The organism is Lysinibacillus sp. fls2-241-R2A-57 (assembly GCF_030209535.1).
Taxonomy (GTDB): domain Bacteria; phylum Bacillota; class Bacilli; order Bacillales_A; family Planococcaceae; genus Lysinibacillus.
This window is the reverse complement of record NZ_JARVRU010000063.1, coordinates 1-17,632: the sequence shown is the minus strand read 5'-3', so window position 1 is coordinate 17,632 and position 17,632 is coordinate 1. Positions and strand designations below refer to the sequence as shown.

Below are 17,632 nucleotides of genomic sequence, written 5' to 3'. Positions count from 1 at the left end.
TTAAACCTCCTAGAGAAAATATGGAGAACCAACATCATTGTTATTAACTACAATATCTGCATTTTCTTGAGGGCTATGCTCATTTAAATAAAGGCTTGAGGCAGCATGATATCTGTTCAAAAACATCGCCTCTGCTTTTTCATAGCTTCCGAATGCAATCGTTTCCCGTTTTGCTCCCCTTTTTCTGGCTAACTCAAAATCTGTCTGTACGAAAATTTTATAATCGAATAAATGTATTAGTTCTTTTTTCAATAAAAATGTTCCATCAACAATGAAAATCGTATCGTCTGTTGCAAGCTGTTGTTCAGGGTTTACATATTCATCTTTTTCTAAATCTAATGAAACGATCTGATACTGACGATTTCCATTTTCCCCTAAAGGAATTAGCAGTTTTTCTTTAAATGCTTGATAATCGTGTGCATCTTCATAATACCCGATTGCTGAATCCTTTCCTTGTCGATAGCGAATCGCTCTTGGATTATGAAAATTGTCAATGCTTGTTCGTACTACTTCCTTTTTTCTTCGACGAAGCTCTTCAGCAAGTTCATTGGCAAGAGTTGTTTTCCCTGAAGCTGTTATTCCACTAATTGCTACTCTAATGGGATGTTGAAGTTGTAAATCTATAATATTATTGGCTACTTCTGAAATAAGTTCTTGTCTTAACATTTCTCATTGACCTCATAGATTTTAGTTTACGATTATTATACCTTCTTTACTAATTAGTTCCAATTTATTCAACGCGTCACCAATCTTGCCTTTCTTTAATTGCTCCGTATGTTCTTCTTCCTGATAACCTTCTAAATCAACGTTTATGTCAGATGATTCACTGCTCGCCATAAGCTCTAATGAGTTCGGTGCCTCTTTGTATGATATTGTAATATCTCCTGAAGCAGTCTCTACAAATAATACTTTTCCTGCGATGATTTCTTTCATAAAAACTTCACCGCTAGTCGAAGTAATTTTCGTTTTCGGACTGTTGACTCTAGTCATATAGCTATCACCATTCGTAGCGGCAATCGTTAACTCATTCACGGTGCTATCCATCATTTTCAATTCCCCATCCTTCGATGTAATTTCACCTTTATCAGCCGATAATCCCTTAATGATTTTAGAGCCAGAATCCGTTGAAATCGACAGTTCTTCTGTTTCAATGTTGTTAATTTTGATATCACCATAGCTGTTTTTTATGGCAATCTTATTCGCAGCATTTTTAGGAACAGAAATGTGAATAGTACCTTTTTTTCCAAAGCTAAAGTTTTTCATAACGCCTTCATCAGTGTCTTGTTGATCTACTACAATTTTATTTCCGTCTTTCTTAATTTCAACAGGATTGCTTTCCTGCTTTTCTTGTAGCTTACCTTCAATTTCAACTGTTAATTTTTCAGATTCTGTATTTTCTAATGCTATATCCCAAGACTCACTGGTTATTTCTAGTTCTTCAATTTGCTGAGCATCAAAGGACTGTTGTTCATTAATGCCCTTTTCTTCATTTGTTTTAAAGGTGAATATAATGCCCCCTATCGCAATAACGAATACCAGAGCTATGATTGCTTTTTTCACTTTACATCCTCATTTCTTATCTCAATTATGCCTCGGTATCATTGCGTTCGGAGGCTTTAACTTCTTTCAGCTTCTTCTAAATTAAATCTACTTTATCGACCTTATAATAAGACAGATAGCCAATAATAAGCCCTAATAGACACATAATCATTGGAACACCAATAAATTGAAATAAACTGGTAGATGTATCCCCATTTGAAACCGTTGCATTAATCAAAAATCCAATTAAGACAGCTGACGTAATTGTCGCAGCAGTTGATTTTTTGCGCATCCCAAAGTACAAAGGAATTAGGCTTACCCCAGCAATCATAAAACCATTGATAAAAGTAGAAGGAATTGTAGCTACCATCTCCTGCATCTCAACAGGCGTTTCAAACAAGTTCATCATTGGATTTAAGAAATAAACAGTGATATTGATCATAAAGGTTGCAATGATAATGCTAAAGAAACAAAATCCGAAAACTAGCGACAGCTTAGCAAGAATAATCTTTTTCCTTTTTAATGGATACGTAAATAATAATTGGACCGTCTTATTTTTATATTCGTCAATGACTAAACGAGATAAAATCACACTCGAAAAAATGATAAAAACAATTCGAATGAAAATATTTGTTAACGACATAAAATCTGTATAATCCTGAAACACCTGTTCATCTCCAGAACCCAAGGCCATAAGCGTAACTGCCGCAAAAATTCCAACAATACAAATGATTAAGCCTTTAAAATAGCTAGCTATACAATTCTTTTTCCATTCAAGCCTTAATAGTTTAAGCAATTTGATTCCCTCCATTAATAAGATTTAGGAAATACTCTTCTAAATGCTGTTGCTGTTTTTCAATTCCATTGACAACAATGTCATTTAAAATAAGTTCTTTATTAATTTGAGATTGAGAAATGTCATGTTCAAAAATTCGAATACAATGCTGATTCACAATTTCATATTTTCGAATACCTAATTTGTTCTCTAGCACATGAACCGTTTTTTTCAAATCGTCTATTTTAATCTCCAAGTACTCCATGTTTTCTTTTCGAATATCCTCCATTTTTACTTCCTTTAATAGTTTTCCATGATGGAGGATGCCAATTGTATCTGCTATTGATTCAATTTCTGCCACGATATGACTTGATATTAAAATAGTGATTCCATACTCTTCTTTTAAAAGCATTAAAAGTTCGCGTATATCTTTAATGCCTATAGGATCAAGACCATTAATCGGCTCATCAAGAATCAGAATCTCTGGTTTCGTAACAATTGCACGTGCAATGCCTAATCTTTGCTTCATTCCTAGCGAAAATTCATGGATTTTTTTATTTTCTACTCCACTCAGACCCACAATATCTAGTGCCTCTTTAACAGCCCCTTTTTCATAAACACCAACATACTCACAGTGAAGCTCTAAATTCTCCTTTGCTGTCAGCCTTTCATAAAACTCTGGATACTCAATAATGCTGCCTATTTTGTTTAAATATTGATAGGAAGTTTTAGCGATTGGATGATTAAAAATCTTTATTTCACCTGAAGTTGGTTTTACCAAGTTTAAAATCATCTTCATAATCGTCGTTTTGCCAGCCCCATTCGGACCTAAAAATCCATAAATCTCTCCCTTCTTAACGTTCATATTGACATGCGAGACAGTTTCGACACCTTTAAAGCTCTTACTTAATTGCTGTATTTGAATAACGGTTTCCATGTTATTAACTCCTAACTTTAATTCGTTACACTAAGCTTAATAAACGAAAGTAAAAACAAAGTAAACTCGATGGAAAATGACAGTAATTTTTCAGGAGAGTAAAGATATATAACATAGAAGCTGTTATGATGAAATTGAAAAGAGGGATAAAAATGGAATCTGCAAAAATCCTAATCGTAGATGATGAAATTGGTATTCTAAAATTATTAGAAATTACACTTAGAAAAGAACACTTCACTAATATTGAAACTGCTTCTTCAGGTAAGGATACATTACAGCTTGTGAAATCCAATGCATACGATATTATTTTGCTCGATATCATGCTACCTGATATAAGTGGCTTTGAGCTCTGTACGGAAATACGAAAGCATACGAATACACCTATCATTTTTGTTAGTGCACGTTCTACAGACTTTGATAAATTAACGGGATTAGGAATTGGTGGAGATGATTATATTACAAAACCTTTCAACCCTTTAGAGGTTGTCGCTCGAATAAAAGTCATGCTCCGCCGTCAAAAAATGTATGAAAGTTCTCAGCAACAGCAAAGTACAAAGTTCGAATTCGGATATTTTACTCTTAATCCTGAATCTGCAACATTGATTGTTAACAATCAGCTCGTCGAATGTACAGCTAAGGAGCTAGAGCTACTACACTTCTTTTGTAAAAATCCTAATCGTATTTTCACAACTACACAGCTCTACGAATTTGTTTGGGGAAATGACGTTTATGGTGAGGAGAAAACCGTTACGATCCATATTTCGAAGCTCAGGAAGAAGCTTGGAGATGATACGCGTAACCCTAAAATCATTGTAAACTTACGTGGAATCGGTTATAAATTCATTCCACCAAAAGAGGATTCACTATGCGAATAAGTACTCGATTTATGTTTCACCTCGCACTGGGGATTATTTTGTGGATACTTGCATCAGGTCTTTGCATTTTGATTGGTTTAGAAGGAATCCTTCCTCTAATTAATAAATCTCTTAATGAAGATTCTGAGAATATTATTGTACTTTGGATTTTCGGGTTCAGTACGATAGCTTGTATCGGAGCATTCGGATGGTATTTCGGGGGTCCTCTTGGATTTATCATGACATGGATTCATCAGCTTTCACAAGAGAATTACGAAAAGCCTAAGGGATTCTCTAAAATCTATACTCGAAAAGGCAAGCTTCGTATGCGATATCTTTTATATCAAGAGGTACTTCAACATTTACAAAGCTTATCTTTCAAATTACAAGCAGCAGAAATAGAACGAGAAAAAGTAGAACAAGCTAAACAAGAATGGATTGCGGGCATTTCACATGATTTAAAAACACCCTTAACCTATGTTACAGGCTACACTACTCTTTTATTGAACAATCAATACGAATGGTCTAAAGACGAAGCCCATTCCTTCATTCAGGAAATTGCAGATAAAGGCAAGCATATGGAAGAACTTATTCAAGATTTAAGTCTCGTTATTCAGCTAAATCGCGCTGATGGCTACTTACCTTTACATAAAGAAAATCTAGATATAGTTGAATTTACTAAACGAGTTGTTGCCAATATTAGCAATAACCCACAAGCTAATGACTATAGGCTTCATTTTGAGACGGATATTTCGTTACTAAACGTTGAATTTGATGTTAAATTCATGCAACGGATTTTACAAAACATTCTTATGAATTCAATTATCCACAATCCACCTAACACAGATATTTATACACAGATTTTCGGTAGAGCCGAGCATGTAGAAATCCACATTGTGGATAACGGTGTGGGTATGTCTCAACACATGGTAGAAAATATATTCCAACAATATTATCGTGGAACTACAACAGATTCATCTTCTGAGGGTACTGGGCTGGGCATGGCAATCGTTTATAAACTCGTTCACGCTCATAAAGGTACTATCTCTATTGAAAGCGAGCTGACTAAAGGAACTACATTTACTATTACATTACCTAAAAAATAGAAACCCCACATCTTAAACGCTAACATCTAAGAGGATTGCTCGTGCCCACAGCAATTCTAATAACTACTTTTAATTGGAACAAAGACTGGAGCAATAATCATTCATGAAAATTATGTGCAAGACATATATTTAGACATCATAAATTGGTTCAATAAGGAGGATTCCATGCAATCTGAAAAATTGCGACTAAAAAAGATTCAACATCTTGCCTACGAAATCATGGATGAGATGAACAAAGGTAATGAGGGCACACAAGTGGAAGCATTAATCCCTATTATTGATAATTTATCTCGTGCAATTGGTGATTTAACGGATTCCTATGGAAAGTATTCATTAGATTATGTAGAGGAAAAAGTGAAAAATGCTCATGCGCTTTTATTTAACAAGGAAAAAGTGGATGTCTATTTATAAAAATATGGGGAAATTTCCTGCAGCGGGAGCGTAACGGCAGCGACAAAAATCTTTAATAGCTGCAGTTTTGAGATTTGTCGAGAACTTTTGATTGTTTATCGACCAACTTTCATAAAATATCGACATCTACCTTCAATGCAACATTCTCTGACCGCACTGATAATTTACGTCGTTTATGACATAAGCATATTTTTTTACGCAAAATTTAAAAACTCAACATCAAAAAGCGCGAGAAATCAACGTTTCTAAATTGATTTCTCACGCTTTTTAAAGTTTTGACCAGTTTTGTCCCAGCCACTTAAAAAATTTAATGCGTTTCAGGATTAAATGTTTTACAATCTGTTTCTTCACTATTAGAAGCTTGCTGTCCCTTTTGACTTACAACATAAATTTTTTCTGCAGTACATTTGTTTCCAGAGTCCCAAAATGTACAGTTATTGACTTCACAAAGAATTTCTTGTGCCATCGTTTTCACACCTCCTCTTTTGTTATCATTAACAAAATCGAGGTAATCAATACTTCTTAATAGCAGGTTAATCCGTAAATGGGTTCTATTGTAATTAAACGGATCATCTCCATAACGCTTGGTTGATTTCGCCTTGGCCTAATTGCGTCCGGAGGATCTATCTTCATTCAGTCGGTGTTCGGACACCCATTGAATAAGTATATTTTCAAAGCAAAATTAAAAATTTCACATCAGAAAAGCCCGAGAAATCAACGTTTCTAAAATTGATTTTTCGCGCTTTTTTAGGTTTTGATCGGTTCTTTTGATTGCTTCAACAAAACCACCTCCTTTTATAATTACTTCACACTTTTTAAAATTGCACTATTCAGAATTTTTGTGATGTGATAGTTTTAAAGAAAGAGGTGAGTTTATGGTTTCGTATTTCCCTATTTTCCTCACTATTATTTTTGTTATTTTTCAAAGTTATTTTTGTAAGTATGGGAAGTTCATGTACACTATAGTTTTAGCTATTTCTTTTACGGTTCTGATAAGAGTTTTCTTTTTGGAATATAGTCTTTTGGTTTTTTTGTTGCTGGGGAATTTCTTTTTTTACTTAATGGTGGTTGTAACGTATTTTACAAAAATAAAGTACTAATAATCAGTGGAGATGAAGAAAACCCCCACTGATTAAAATTACACTTTATACAGCTTTTCGTTGGAAATATAAATATCCTCCGAGGAAAAACAGTAAGAACCCTCCTCCTACAACTGTTAATAATTGATCCCAAGGCACAAAGAATACCTCACCTGCCTCGCCTCCTACATTCATCATTAAGAAGGGCTGACCCCATGGATAGTAAGGCCCAAAACGTTCAGAATTGACTGCTAAGATAGAAGGTAAAGTAAAAATAACGTTTACTGCAAATGGAGCAGCAAAGCTTTTAAACATAACTGACGTCCACAGCTGCAACGCGACTAATGGCCATGTTGCTACCCACCCTCCAAAAATACTTTTCCATACAATTTCCATCGGGAAAGGATCTGTGTAGCCCTTTATAAGACCTACTGCATATATAGAACATAAATATAGTATCTGCATCGCCATCACAAGGAGTATAATTAATACATACTTTGCAACAAATACTTTCCCTCTTGTAACAGGTAATGCTAAAAGTTGTTTCCAGCCACCAGATTGATGTTCATATCTACAAATAACACTCGCAAATACTCCTGAAATTAAAGGCAGGAATAATAATGCATATGTTAAATTCATGGAAATTAAAGAGACGTACCATTCATTAATTTCAGAACCTACTAAATTATTATTAGTGTTTGATGCTAATCCTATAAAAAGTCCAATTATAGGTCCTGTCAAAATTAATGGCACCATTTTAGATTTTCGCAATTTAAACCATTCAGCGCTCAGTATAGATCCCATTACTTTACATCCCTTCTAGCAAAATCGATCGTTCCGATAATATACAGTACAATACCAATGCCTATTCCAAGCATGACATTAATAATCGGCTCATCCCATTGGTTCATTAACGATGGCCATTTCCAAATCATCCAATCAGGTAAAAAATATGATGAGTAGGCAAAAATCACGCCAAAAATACCTACTGTTATTGGTATCCCCTGATTATGACAAACACTTGCAATCCAAAGTTGAAGTGCCAATATTGGCAACGCAGCAAAATATGGATAATAACTAAATTTAGCAATTTCCCCAAATGGTATGCTATCGCCTAAATCTAAAAACATTCCATAAGCCATCGTAACTAACATTAACAACGTGGAAGACAAAAACAATAAAATGGCTAGCACTGTGAATTTCGATAAATACACCGTTAATTTTGAGACAGGTAATGCAATTAATTGCTTCCAAGCATTTGTTTCATTTTCAATGCTCGCCATAAACGAAGTTAAAATGGCAATCCCTAGGACAATCGCAAGCGGTGTAAATGAATGAACGTTTAATAAATAGTAGCCCCAATCGTCTTCACTTTGCTCTAACAAATAGTCCTTCCTTACACCGTAATTCACCATTTGCATTGCAACAACGCCTAAGGGTCCTAAAGCTGTTAAAAACCATAATCCTTTGCGTTTAATTTTCAAAAAGTCAGAAGTTAACAGTTTTCCTATCATAGCGCTTGCTCTCCTGCTGTCATTTGAAGGAAAATCTCTTCTAATGATCGTTTCTCTTCCTCTACTCGGTATACCGAAATGCCTTCTTGTACGAGGATTTGTACAATATGTGCTACTTTTTCATCTGAGCATTCATCTAATAAAATGAACCCATCTTTATGTTCGGCTTTGATGCCATTTGCTACTAGTGATCGCCAACCCTTTTCATCATTGCTCACCTTAATTAATACCTTTGGCTGAGCAAATCTACGCATTGCCTCAATTGAATCTTGGAAAATCATTTTACCCTTCGTAACGATACCCACTTGTGTAGCCATTTGATCGATTTCAGATAGTAGATGACTTGAAATAATAATCGTCATTCCATATTCCGAAGGCAGTCGCTTAATTAAATTACGGATTTCAATAATCCCTGATGGATCAAGACCATTCGTTGGTTCATCTAAAATAAGTAATTCAGGGTTGTGTAATAAGGATGCAGCAATACCTAAACGCTGCTTCATCCCAAGAGAAAAACCCTTTACTTTTTTATTGGCAACATCCTTTAAACGAACAATTTCTAATACTTCATCGATACGTGATTTCGGTACACCTAAAATTTTTCTTAACGCTTCTAAATTTTCATAGGCTGTTAAATGTGGATAATAGGAAGGGTTCTCTACCAATGAACCAACCTTTGCTAAAATATTAATTCGTTCCTTCGTTATATCTTTTTGGAAGATTTTAATTGTCCCAGAAGATGGCTTCATTAACCCAAGAAGCATACGAATAGTCGTCGTTTTCCCCGCTCCATTCGGTCCTAAAAATCCATATATTTCACCTTTACGTATTTTTAAATTTATATTGGATACAGCTTGCTCTTTACCAAAACTCTTTGATAAATTTTCTGTTTGTACGATATATTCCATTGTCCTCACCTCTGTCATTATCATAAGTAATGAAGGTTAAAAGTAGGTAAGGTTCAAGTTTAAGTTTTGTTTAAAAAAGTCGATGTCTGTCTCATCATCAAAAGTTAGGGATGACATTTGTTAAAACTTACGCCATGTAAAAAAGCTGATCTTCGTTATGTGTAGGTGTCTGTGCGGATTATCACCTTGAACAAAAAAATAGCATGCCATTAGCTTTGCTGGCATACTATTTTGGACGATCACTCCAAGTACGAAAAGTGGCTGGGACAACACTGGTCAAAACTTTAAAAGCACGATAAATCAATTTGAAAATTATGCTTATGTCATAAGCGACGTAAATTATCAGTGCGGTCATAGAGTGTTGCATGAAGGTAAATGTCGATATTTTTCAAAAGTTGGGTGATAAATAAAAAAAGTTGGTCGATAAACAATCAAAAGTTCTCGACAAATCTCAAAACTGCAGCTCATGAAAGATTTTTGTCGCTGCAGAAAAATGAGGTTTTGTCCCAGCCTCCGGAATATTCTATTTGTAGTGTTTAATGATTATTTTTGTACCGAATTCGTTTGACTCAATTCCCCAGTCTAAATCCATGCCCTTTACCATGATATCAACTATGGATAAGCCGATGCCCGCACCTTTTGCATTAGATTCATTTTTCATGCCGTTTCCGTGATCCTTAATGATAAATGCATCATAGTGCTCCGTCGATTTGGTTTCCACGCCAATATATTTCCCGCTATTCGCATGGCGTAATACATTTTGAAATAAATTATCAAATATACGCCCAAGCCAAATCGGATCAACTTGCCATTCATTTTTCTCAAATGGATGTACCTCAATATCGATTTCAAAGCCTTCCTTTTCGAATACCGGATACCACGTGGTCATTTGCTCACGTACAAATCGTATAACGTTGATTTCTTTTTGCTCAAATTTATATTTACTAGCCATTAGTAAAGTATAGGACATTAAATTTTCTATTAAAGCATCGATATTTACAATCGATATTTCCATTGCTTTAATGGCCTGTTGCCCCTCTTCTGATAATTCCTCTTTGCTAATTGAATAAGATTGCGCCCTAATTTTCGTTAACGGGGTACGTAGGTCATGTGATAGATTAGCAATCAACTCTCGGCGTAGCTGTTCTTCCTTCTGCTCACGATTTTTACTCTCCCTAAGCTCACACACCATTCGGTTAAAGCTTTGTTCTAGCTGACCGATCTCGTCCTTCTTTTTGACCTTCGTTTCAATAGGTAAAGCGTCTACATCACGGATTTCCATCGCTTCTTGAAGGTGCAATAGTCTTTTCCGAATCCCTCTGAAAAATAAAAAGGAAACTACAATGAAAAATAAAATAATGGCAATAACACCCAATAATATAATGGCACCATATTTTTCATAAACATTCACAAGTGGTGGTTTAAATAATTCTTTTGGCATTTCAAAAACAATAAATCCATTGGACTCGTCATCTCCTAAAAAAGCGATAACTGTAAACGGATCACCACCATAACGCTCTTTAATAAATTTTGTAGTATACGCTGGTGTCCATTTTGATGGAATCTGTTCCTCCACATTCACTTTTGTGAGTAAAGTTCCATCCTCACTTACCCAAAACATAGAAGCTTTTGGATATTGCTTCTGCCAATCCTCAAAACGTTGAGTAATTGTTTCCTCTGTAATGATTTTTATACTTTTAGCTTCCGCATGCCATTTTTCCTCTATTTCGCTTTCCCTGAGAACTTCACTTGAAAAATCAGTTTTTCCTATTCCAAACACAAAAGCAGCAATAGCAAAGTATGATAATTGAACAATAGAGATGGCTAAAAAAATAATCAACATATACTTAGCTAATAATGATCGGAAAAATTTCATAGTTTCACCCTATATCCAATACCACGAATGGTTTCAATAATTGTCGGCTTCGCTGGATCTATTTCTATTTTTTCTCTTAAGTATCGAATATGCACCATTAATGTCTTATCGCCTTCTATGTAGCTTTCACCCCAGACACCCTCATAAAGCTGTTCCTTTGTAAGAATTTGATTTAAATGGCGAATAAAATATTGAAATAAATAGAACTGCTTGCCTGTTAATTGAACCTCTTCATCTGTCTGTGTGTTCATGATTCGCATTTCTTTCGTATAAATTTTAAGGTGTTGAAGATCCAGTACATCGTCATTCTTTTGATATCTTCTTAGCAATACTTCAACGCGCGCTACAAGTTCATCGGGATGAAATGGCTTTGTTAAATAGTCATCAGCGAAATTAAGCCCCTCTATTTTATCCTCTACAGCAGTACGTGCTGACAACATTAAAATAGGGATGTCTTTATTTTCTCGCTTAATTCTTTTGCCAATTGAAAAGCCATCTAATCCAGGCAGCATCACATCCAATATAGCGATATCCTTAAAAGCTATGTGTTGGTCGACCTCTTCACCAGATTCTAGCCATGTAACCTCATAGCCTCTTTCTGTTAAATCCTTCGTCACCCATTGGCCAATATCTTTTTCGTCTTCTATGTACAATATACGATACAATGTTACTCCCCCTAATCTATGTATTCATATAGCCCTAAAAATAACGTTATACTAAAAAACCATATTTTGCATTATTTAGTTGCAAAAATTTATGTAACAGTTCTTCTGACCATCTCTCCCATCTCATTGCCAATAAGTTTGCGTTTTTTACTCATGTGCTCTTTCAGATTGAATAATAAACTTGACGTACTGATGGAATGAAAGGAGCAAAAAAGATGAATACATTAGTATCCGCAAAAAATGTAACGAAAATTTATAACAAACATCAATTACCTGGACTCAATAAAGTATCTTTTGACATTCAAACTGGTGAATTTGTTGGCATTATGGGGGCATCCGGATCAGGAAAAACGACATTATTAAATATTCTATCAACGATTGATACGCCTACAGATGGTGAAATTTTAATTGATGGTGTTGATATAAAAACACTCAATGATAACCAATCTGCTGATTTTAGAAAGGATCATTTAGGCTTTATTTTTCAGGAGTATTTTTTGCTCGATAGTTTATCCGTAAAGGAAAATATTGCAGTACCCCTTACTTTATTGCACAAATCTCCAGAAGAAATAGATTCAACGATAAACAATTTAGCAAAGCGTTTTGGGATATTCGAACAATTATCAAAGTACCCTAGTCAGCTGTCTGGAGGGCAAAAGCAAAGGGTTGCCGCAGCCAGAGCAATTGCGAAACAGCCAAGTATTTTATTTGCTGATGAACCAACAGGCGCATTAGATTCACACTCTGCAACTGAGTTACTTCAAAAGTTAAGAGAAGTAAATGAGGAACTTCATACGACTATTTTAATGGTAACTCATGATGCTTATGCAGCAAGTTTTTCAAGTAGAATTCTGCTATTTAAAGACGGAAATATACTAAAGGAATTAAAAAGAAACAATCAAACTAGAAAACAATTTTTTGAAGAAATATTAAAGGAAATCTCTAAATAAAGACTAATAGGGTGAAAGGAATGCATCATGGTGGGATTATTAACAATTGCAAAAAAGAATCTGAAGAATAATTTTTCCTTCTATTCGTTCTATTTCGTTTCTGTAGCCTTTGTGCTGACGGTGTTCTTCTCTTTTATTTCATTTTCCATGAACAGTATTGTTTTGGAGAAGATTTCGTCAGACGGAAGAGTAGAAACAATGTCAAGAGTAGTAGCAATGTTTGTTATGGCATTTGTATTATTCTATATGTCCTATTCTAATACCTTCTTTATGAAAAAAAGAACAAAAGAGCTTGGGATTTATTCGCTCCTAGGGTATCGGAAGTCAACGATGGTAAAACTATTAACGCTCGAAAATATTTTAATTTGTTTCGCTGCTTTAATTGTTGGGATCGTTCTCGGTGCTGTTGCTCATAAAGGCATCGTCGGAGCGATTGTCAAATTATTAAAATTACAAATTGAAACTTCCGATATTCCATTCATAAATATAAAAGCTGTTGTATTTACATTTATTTTTATATTCGCTATTTTAACCGTCTTATTTTTATCAAACTGGATAATCCTTCAGAAAAGTTCATTACTGATGTTAGTACGAATGGATAAAAAGGAAGAAAAACAAATAAAAATTAATACAGCCTTCTCGTTTATTGGGCTACTTCTTATTTTGTTCGGTTATTTTTTAGCTCTTGATATTACAAGAGGAACTCAATCGTTGTGGAAAACAATAGGTTTTTCACCTATTGCACTTGTAACACTAGTAAGTGTGATACTAGGTACTATTTTCTTTATTCATTCTTTTTTACCATTCGCTATTCAAAAATTAAAGAAGAGGAAAAGTTGGTTTTATAACGAATCCAATATTATTATCATTCCAAACTTTATTTTTAAAATCCGTTCGATGGCAAAGACTTTAATTTTGTTAACTTTATTAGTTTCAGGAACTTTGGCTCTATTCGGCTCTACTGTCCTGACACTTTACCATCCAGTTGTTGCCACAGAACGTATTATTCCATCCGCAATAGAATTCCCAGTGGAGGACAAACAACTGGCTACTGAGGCCATCAAAATTGCGGAGGATACTGCTGGCAAAGAAAATGTGAAACACAAAGAGACAACTGTTATCCAAATAACATCATCTTCTACTAATTTACCGCAAGAATACAGTATTAAGGAAGAACCAGGATTTGATCTCATTTCCGAATCAGATTATAAGGAACTAATGCGTAACCAGGGAAAAAATGTAGAATTCGAAAATTTAAATGAAAATGAAAGTATTTTAGTAAAATATCGACCTGACAAAAAGAAGCTAGATAAAGGAAATATTTATACCTTAAACGTAACACCTATAAATAGCGTAGATATAAAAGTCATTGATACGACCTTACTTAACCCAATAGGATTTGCCAATAGTGTCGGAACGCTTATTATCTCGGACAAACTTTACAAGGAAGTAAAATCCTTCGGGCTACTAGAAAAGACGATGATGAGCATTAATGGGACTAATATGAGGGAAAATCAAGACGTTTACGAAAACTTAGCTCCTTTATTTAAAAATAACAACTATTTTTCAAGTAGCTACCAAAAAGTAGACTTCCTTATCCAACAAAATAGTTCAACATTCTTACTTATTAGCTTCGTTACAATTATCTTTTTTATTGCAACAGGTAGCATTTTATATTTCCAAAATCTCTCAAATACTATGTCAAAAAAAGATGAGTTTACTATTCTCCAAAGAATGGGCTATAGCAAGAAAAAAGTAAAAAAAATAATTAGTAAAGAAGTTTTTGCGCTATTTAGCATCCCCTATGTACTAGGATTAGCACACAGTATTTTTGCAGTGATCACATACAAAACCGCTTTAATGGACGACTTATTAGGAAAAAACAGCGCTTTTATATTGCCTGTTCTATTCGCTATCATAGTTTTCACTCTTGTATATATCATTTATTATTTGTTAACAAAACGAGCATGTAATAAAATTATTTTCAACGATAAATAGTAAAAAAATACAAATAAAGCTGATGTACATGCATCAGCTTTATCTGTCTGTAATCTAGTAAAGGTATGTGAACGGATGAAAAAGTACTATAAACACAAACAACTTTTTATTTTAGTACATCAACTTTTTTTAATCATTTTTTTATGCCATGAGTTTTTGCAGGAAAATATTATAGGAACAGCAAAGTTACTACCATTAATACTTATAACGATCATGGTTATCTACGGAGCATATATCAGTTTTATAAATATTAAAGAAAATAAAACACTATCGCAATTTTCTAATTTGCTACTCCTTACAGCATGGCAATTTTTACTTTCGCTTAATGGAAACCCCTTTTTTTATACACTAAGCACAGCACTTAGTGTAGTCATTCTATATAGGACTGTACAATTTTTACTCTTATTCTTTTTCCAAGATTCAATCTATATTTATAAAAAAGAAAAAGATTTGATTTTAAAGATTATATGCGTATTAACATTCGTTTCGAAATTGATAAATGATACATTGTTTGCTCTTCTATTTTCATTTCAAATAATTGTAAGTTTCAGTTGCATTATCTTTCTATTTTTGAAGCATCGAAAACGAATTACATTTGTTTTAAAAAATGAAAAAAAGCATTTACTTCAATCCGTTACGATTCTTATTGTTCCCTTTATTGGGTACGCTACGTTGTTTGCAAAAAGCCCTGAACACTTAAGTAATTTAGGATGGTATACAGTCGTTCTTTTACCTTTATTTAGTATTCACGCGATTGCTTTTAAAAACCATAAATTTATGAGGAAATATTTTCTTTTAAAAGAAAATAAAATGGGGCTTATGTTGTTATGTTGCCTTGTTTTCGTTTGTTCACTTGGCGTATTGTTTCAATTCAATATGATTGCTTATTTTATTATACTTCATACGATTTTTTGGTTTGTCTTGCTTTATTTCACCTTGTTATTTCATGACATTAAAACTACAATGCTACATTTTGGTACAGAACAATCTAAAGCATTGCCTGAAAGTTCTTACGTACAGCATCTTGTACAGATCGTTAAAGAAGAAGAGTTGAAAACCTCCTTTTCAAATTATTTACATGATGAAATATTGCAGGATATTTTAGCCGTTAAAAATATGATGAATAAATCTAATAAAGAAGAGATTCGTGAAATAATCGTAAATACACTAGATGACTTAAACCTGTCTATACGTGAACAGATGCAAGAGTATCACCCAACCATCTTAAAAACGCTCACATTAAAAGAAAATTATAGTCATTTAATCGAAATGGTTCAGCAGAAATATGGAAATAAAAATATAGCAATCTCATTTAATTGCCATGATGATTTCTTTTTAGTTGAGCCTTATCATTTAGTTATATATCGAATAGTAAAAGAACTAGTAACCAATGCGTTCAAACATTCTAAATGTACGAATCTGTTTATACAACTTGCACAAGAAAATGACTTAATAGAGCTTATAGTAAAGGATAATGGAATTGGTCAGGTAGGTAATGAAAATTATGATGCTAATGATCATAGAGGATGGGCTTCTATCAAAGAGCAGTTATTTTTACTAAATGGCAACATGTCAATTTCAAAATGCTCTCCTTCTGGCCTATGTATTACTATTGTTATTCCTATGAAAGGAGATGAATCCTATCAATATTTTATTAATAGATGACCACGCTCTGTTTGCTAAAAGTCTTGAGATTGTCTTAGCAGATTCCCCTGAAATAGATCAATTTCATTCATTACAACATATTGAAAATGTTATTTCAGTTATCAATGAGTTTAAACCTGCAATTACGTTAGTAGATATAAATTTAAGTAACATCAGTAGTGAGGACGGACTTAGATTAGCAAAGAGCATTATAGATCATAAATGTTCTACAAAAATAGTCATATTAACAGGGTATGATTTGCCCGTTTATCGGTATGAAGCTCAAAAAATTGGCGTCAGCGGGTTTATTAATAAAAACGTTATGCCTGAAAAGTTACTGCAAACTTTAATGGAAATTAATGAGGGTACTTACTATTTTCCATTACCAACAGACTATATCGAGGAATTGACCGACAGTGAAAAACAAATATTACAATTGCTCTGCGACGGATATAAACGTAAGGAGATTGCATCTAAGTTATTTGCGAGTGAACGTACAATTTCAAACCATATTCAGCATATATTTAATAAGTTAGAGGTGTCTTCCTCGTTAGAAGCTGTAACAAAAGGAATAAAATTAGGCTATATTCAGCCAAATTATTAACAAATGTAAAACAGAGCGTGACCATCACAATGATGAAGTCATGCTCTGAAATGTCACATATATAATTTTACGTAATAATCAACATATCATTATCATCAAACTGCCACATGTCTCCATAGGCAACTTCCCAATAATAGCCGTTTGGATCTTGGAAATAGCCACTATAGCCTCCCCAGAATACGGTTTCGGGTTCCTTCACGATTGTTGCTCCTGCTTCTTTAGCCAAATCAAATACTTGATCGACTTCTTCTTTAGATTTACCGTTATAAGCAAGTGTAATGCCGTTAAAGCCATTGCCAATCGCTGGTGGATTTGCTTCGTTAATATCTTTTACTAAACGGTCAATCGGAAACAAGGAAATTTTTGTTCCTCCATTGTTAAAGAAAATAACATCCGGATTTGTTTCTTCCCCATAAACAATCACTTCAAATCCCAGACCCTCTCGATAAAATCTAAGTGACTCGACCATATCTTTTACACCCAATGTGATTAAATTTAAACGGTTCATCTATCCATCTCCTTTTTAAACGTGTCGATTTTTAATTCTATTTCTAACGTTCAAAACCCTTTGTTTTTATGCAAAACCGTAAGATTATTTCAGATCAAGGAAAGTGGCTGGGACAAAACTGGTCAAAACCTTAAAAAGCACGATAAATCAATTTGGGAAACGTTGATTTCTTGCGTTTTTTGATGTTAAGTTTTTAAATTTTGCGTAAAAAAATATGCTTATGTCATAAGCGACGTAAATTATCAGTGCGGTCAGAGAGTGTTG

18 protein-coding genes are annotated in these 17,632 nt (G+C 34.0%); 7 read left to right on the top strand and 11 right to left on the bottom strand.

All coding sequences use genetic code 11. The features are described from left to right. Positions 1–9: 9 nt before the first annotated feature. The 4 genes from QRN68_RS12260 to QRN68_RS12245 all read right to left on the bottom strand — a co-directional run bounded on the left by QRN68_RS12260 (position 10) and on the right by QRN68_RS12245 (position 3,251). A complete protein-coding gene (locus QRN68_RS12260) occupies positions 10–666 on the bottom strand; it encodes a nucleoside/nucleotide kinase family protein (RefSeq protein WP_285397170.1) in 657 nt (218 codons plus the stop codon). Positions 667–687: 21 nt separating this feature from the next. Beyond that, positions 688–1,560: a DUF4097 family beta strand repeat-containing protein gene (locus QRN68_RS12255; protein ID WP_285397169.1), complete on the bottom strand. Its 873-nt coding sequence runs from the start codon at positions 1,558–1,560 to the stop codon at positions 688–690. A gap of 76 nt (positions 1,561–1,636) precedes the next feature. Then, positions 1,637–2,335, bottom strand: coding sequence for an ABC transporter permease (locus tag QRN68_RS12250; protein ID WP_285397168.1), 699 nt, complete (start codon positions 2,333–2,335; stop codon positions 1,637–1,639). Beyond that, positions 2,328–3,251 (bottom strand): ABC transporter ATP-binding protein, encoded by a 924-nt coding sequence (locus QRN68_RS12245; protein ID WP_285397167.1) that lies wholly within the window; start codon positions 3,249–3,251, stop codon positions 2,328–2,330. Before QRN68_RS12245 ends, QRN68_RS12250 begins: the two co-directional genes overlap by 8 nt. A gap of 152 nt (positions 3,252–3,403) precedes the next feature. Here QRN68_RS12245 and QRN68_RS12240 point away from each other — a divergent pair, with 152 nt between their 5' ends. From QRN68_RS12240 to QRN68_RS12230, 3 genes are all read left to right on the top strand, one after another. After that, positions 3,404–4,126, top strand: coding sequence for a response regulator transcription factor (locus tag QRN68_RS12240; protein WP_285397166.1), 723 nt, complete (start codon positions 3,404–3,406; stop codon positions 4,124–4,126). Next, on the top strand, positions 4,117–5,211 hold the full coding sequence (locus QRN68_RS12235; RefSeq protein WP_285397165.1) for a sensor histidine kinase: 1,095 nt from the start codon (positions 4,117–4,119) through the stop codon (positions 5,209–5,211). The genes QRN68_RS12240 and QRN68_RS12235 overlap by 10 nt, the downstream gene beginning before the upstream one ends. Before the next feature lie 165 nt (positions 5,212–5,376). Next, on the top strand, positions 5,377–5,622 hold the full coding sequence (locus QRN68_RS12230; protein WP_285397164.1) for a group-specific protein: 246 nt from the start codon (positions 5,377–5,379) through the stop codon (positions 5,620–5,622). A 307-nt stretch (positions 5,623–5,929) separates the two neighbouring features. Here the strand turns inward: QRN68_RS12230 and QRN68_RS12225 are convergent, their stop codons facing one another. The 6 genes from QRN68_RS12225 to QRN68_RS12200 form a co-directional block, all read right to left on the bottom strand. Beyond that, positions 5,930–6,088 (bottom strand): DUF1540 domain-containing protein, encoded by a 159-nt coding sequence (locus QRN68_RS12225; protein WP_075807207.1) that lies wholly within the window; start codon positions 6,086–6,088, stop codon positions 5,930–5,932. Between the two features lie 679 nt (positions 6,089–6,767). Further along, positions 6,768–7,505, bottom strand: coding sequence for an ABC transporter permease (locus QRN68_RS12220; RefSeq protein WP_285397162.1), 738 nt, complete (start codon positions 7,503–7,505; stop codon positions 6,768–6,770). Continuing rightward, complete coding sequence (locus QRN68_RS12215; RefSeq protein WP_285397161.1) at positions 7,505–8,215, bottom strand: ABC transporter permease; 711 nt, start codon at positions 8,213–8,215, stop codon at positions 7,505–7,507. The genes QRN68_RS12220 and QRN68_RS12215 overlap by 1 nt, the downstream gene beginning before the upstream one ends. Beyond that, complete coding sequence (locus tag QRN68_RS12210) at positions 8,212–9,123, bottom strand: ABC transporter ATP-binding protein (protein ID WP_285397160.1); 912 nt, start codon at positions 9,121–9,123, stop codon at positions 8,212–8,214. Before QRN68_RS12210 ends, QRN68_RS12215 begins: the two co-directional genes overlap by 4 nt. A 523-nt stretch (positions 9,124–9,646) precedes the next feature. Next, a complete protein-coding gene (locus QRN68_RS12205; RefSeq protein WP_285397159.1) occupies positions 9,647–10,999 on the bottom strand; it encodes a sensor histidine kinase in 1,353 nt (450 codons plus the stop codon). Next, positions 10,996–11,664, bottom strand: coding sequence for a response regulator transcription factor (locus QRN68_RS12200; protein WP_285397158.1), 669 nt, complete (start codon positions 11,662–11,664; stop codon positions 10,996–10,998). Before QRN68_RS12200 ends, QRN68_RS12205 begins: the two co-directional genes overlap by 4 nt. A 215-nt stretch (positions 11,665–11,879) precedes the next feature. Here QRN68_RS12200 and QRN68_RS12195 point away from each other — a divergent pair, with 215 nt between their 5' ends. The 4 genes from QRN68_RS12195 to QRN68_RS12180 all read left to right on the top strand — a co-directional run bounded on the left by QRN68_RS12195 (position 11,880) and on the right by QRN68_RS12180 (position 16,860). Then, the gene (locus QRN68_RS12195; protein ID WP_285397157.1) at positions 11,880–12,614 is read left to right on the top strand and encodes an ABC transporter ATP-binding protein; all 735 of its coding nucleotides are present in this window, start codon (positions 11,880–11,882) and stop codon (positions 12,612–12,614) included. A 30-nt stretch (positions 12,615–12,644) separates the two neighbouring features. Then, on the top strand, positions 12,645–14,612 hold the full coding sequence (locus QRN68_RS12190; RefSeq protein ID WP_285397156.1) for an FtsX-like permease family protein: 1,968 nt from the start codon (positions 12,645–12,647) through the stop codon (positions 14,610–14,612). Between the two features lie 75 nt (positions 14,613–14,687). Continuing rightward, on the top strand, positions 14,688–16,277 hold the full coding sequence (locus tag QRN68_RS12185; RefSeq protein ID WP_285397155.1) for an ATP-binding protein: 1,590 nt from the start codon (positions 14,688–14,690) through the stop codon (positions 16,275–16,277). Then, a complete protein-coding gene (locus QRN68_RS12180; RefSeq protein ID WP_285397154.1) occupies positions 16,246–16,860 on the top strand; it encodes a response regulator transcription factor in 615 nt (204 codons plus the stop codon). Before QRN68_RS12185 ends, QRN68_RS12180 begins: the two co-directional genes overlap by 32 nt. 67 nt (positions 16,861–16,927) lie before the next feature. Here the strand turns inward: QRN68_RS12180 and QRN68_RS12175 are convergent, their stop codons facing one another. Beyond that, positions 16,928–17,368 carry a VOC family protein gene (locus tag QRN68_RS12175; RefSeq protein ID WP_285397153.1) on the bottom strand — a complete coding sequence of 147 codons (441 nt, stop codon included), beginning with the start codon at positions 17,366–17,368 and terminating at the stop codon, positions 16,928–16,930. Positions 17,369–17,632 lie beyond the last annotated feature (264 nt).

Bases quoted from the DNA above. Each gene is read 5' to 3' on its own strand.
- QRN68_RS12260 (WP_285397170.1), bottom strand. From the start codon at position 666: ATGTTAAGACAAGAACTTATTTCAGAAGTAGCCAATAATATTATAGAT.
- QRN68_RS12245 (WP_285397167.1), bottom strand. From the start codon at position 3,251: ATGGAAACCGTTATTCAAATACAGCAATTAAGTAAGAGCTTTAAAGGT.
- QRN68_RS12240 (WP_285397166.1), top strand. From the start codon at position 3,404: ATGGAATCTGCAAAAATCCTAATCGTAGATGATGAAATTGGTATTCTA.
- QRN68_RS12235 (WP_285397165.1), top strand. From the start codon at position 4,117: ATGCGAATAAGTACTCGATTTATGTTTCACCTCGCACTGGGGATTATT.
- QRN68_RS12230 (WP_285397164.1), top strand. From the start codon at position 5,377: ATGCAATCTGAAAAATTGCGACTAAAAAAGATTCAACATCTTGCCTAC.
- QRN68_RS12225 (WP_075807207.1), bottom strand. From the start codon at position 6,088: ATGGCACAAGAAATTCTTTGTGAAGTCAATAACTGTACATTTTGGGAC.
- QRN68_RS12220 (WP_285397162.1), bottom strand. From the start codon at position 7,505: ATGGGATCTATACTGAGCGCTGAATGGTTTAAATTGCGAAAATCTAAA.
- QRN68_RS12215 (WP_285397161.1), bottom strand. From the start codon at position 8,215: ATGATAGGAAAACTGTTAACTTCTGACTTTTTGAAAATTAAACGCAAA.
- QRN68_RS12210 (WP_285397160.1), bottom strand. From the start codon at position 9,123: ATGGAATATATCGTACAAACAGAAAATTTATCAAAGAGTTTTGGTAAA.
- QRN68_RS12205 (WP_285397159.1), bottom strand. From the start codon at position 10,999: ATGAAATTTTTCCGATCATTATTAGCTAAGTATATGTTGATTATTTTT.
- QRN68_RS12195 (WP_285397157.1), top strand. From the start codon at position 11,880: ATGAATACATTAGTATCCGCAAAAAATGTAACGAAAATTTATAACAAA.
- QRN68_RS12185 (WP_285397155.1), top strand. From the start codon at position 14,688: ATGAAAAAGTACTATAAACACAAACAACTTTTTATTTTAGTACATCAA.
- QRN68_RS12180 (WP_285397154.1), top strand. From the start codon at position 16,246: ATGAATCCTATCAATATTTTATTAATAGATGACCACGCTCTGTTTGCT.
- QRN68_RS12175 (WP_285397153.1), bottom strand. From the start codon at position 17,368: ATGAACCGTTTAAATTTAATCACATTGGGTGTAAAAGATATGGTCGAG.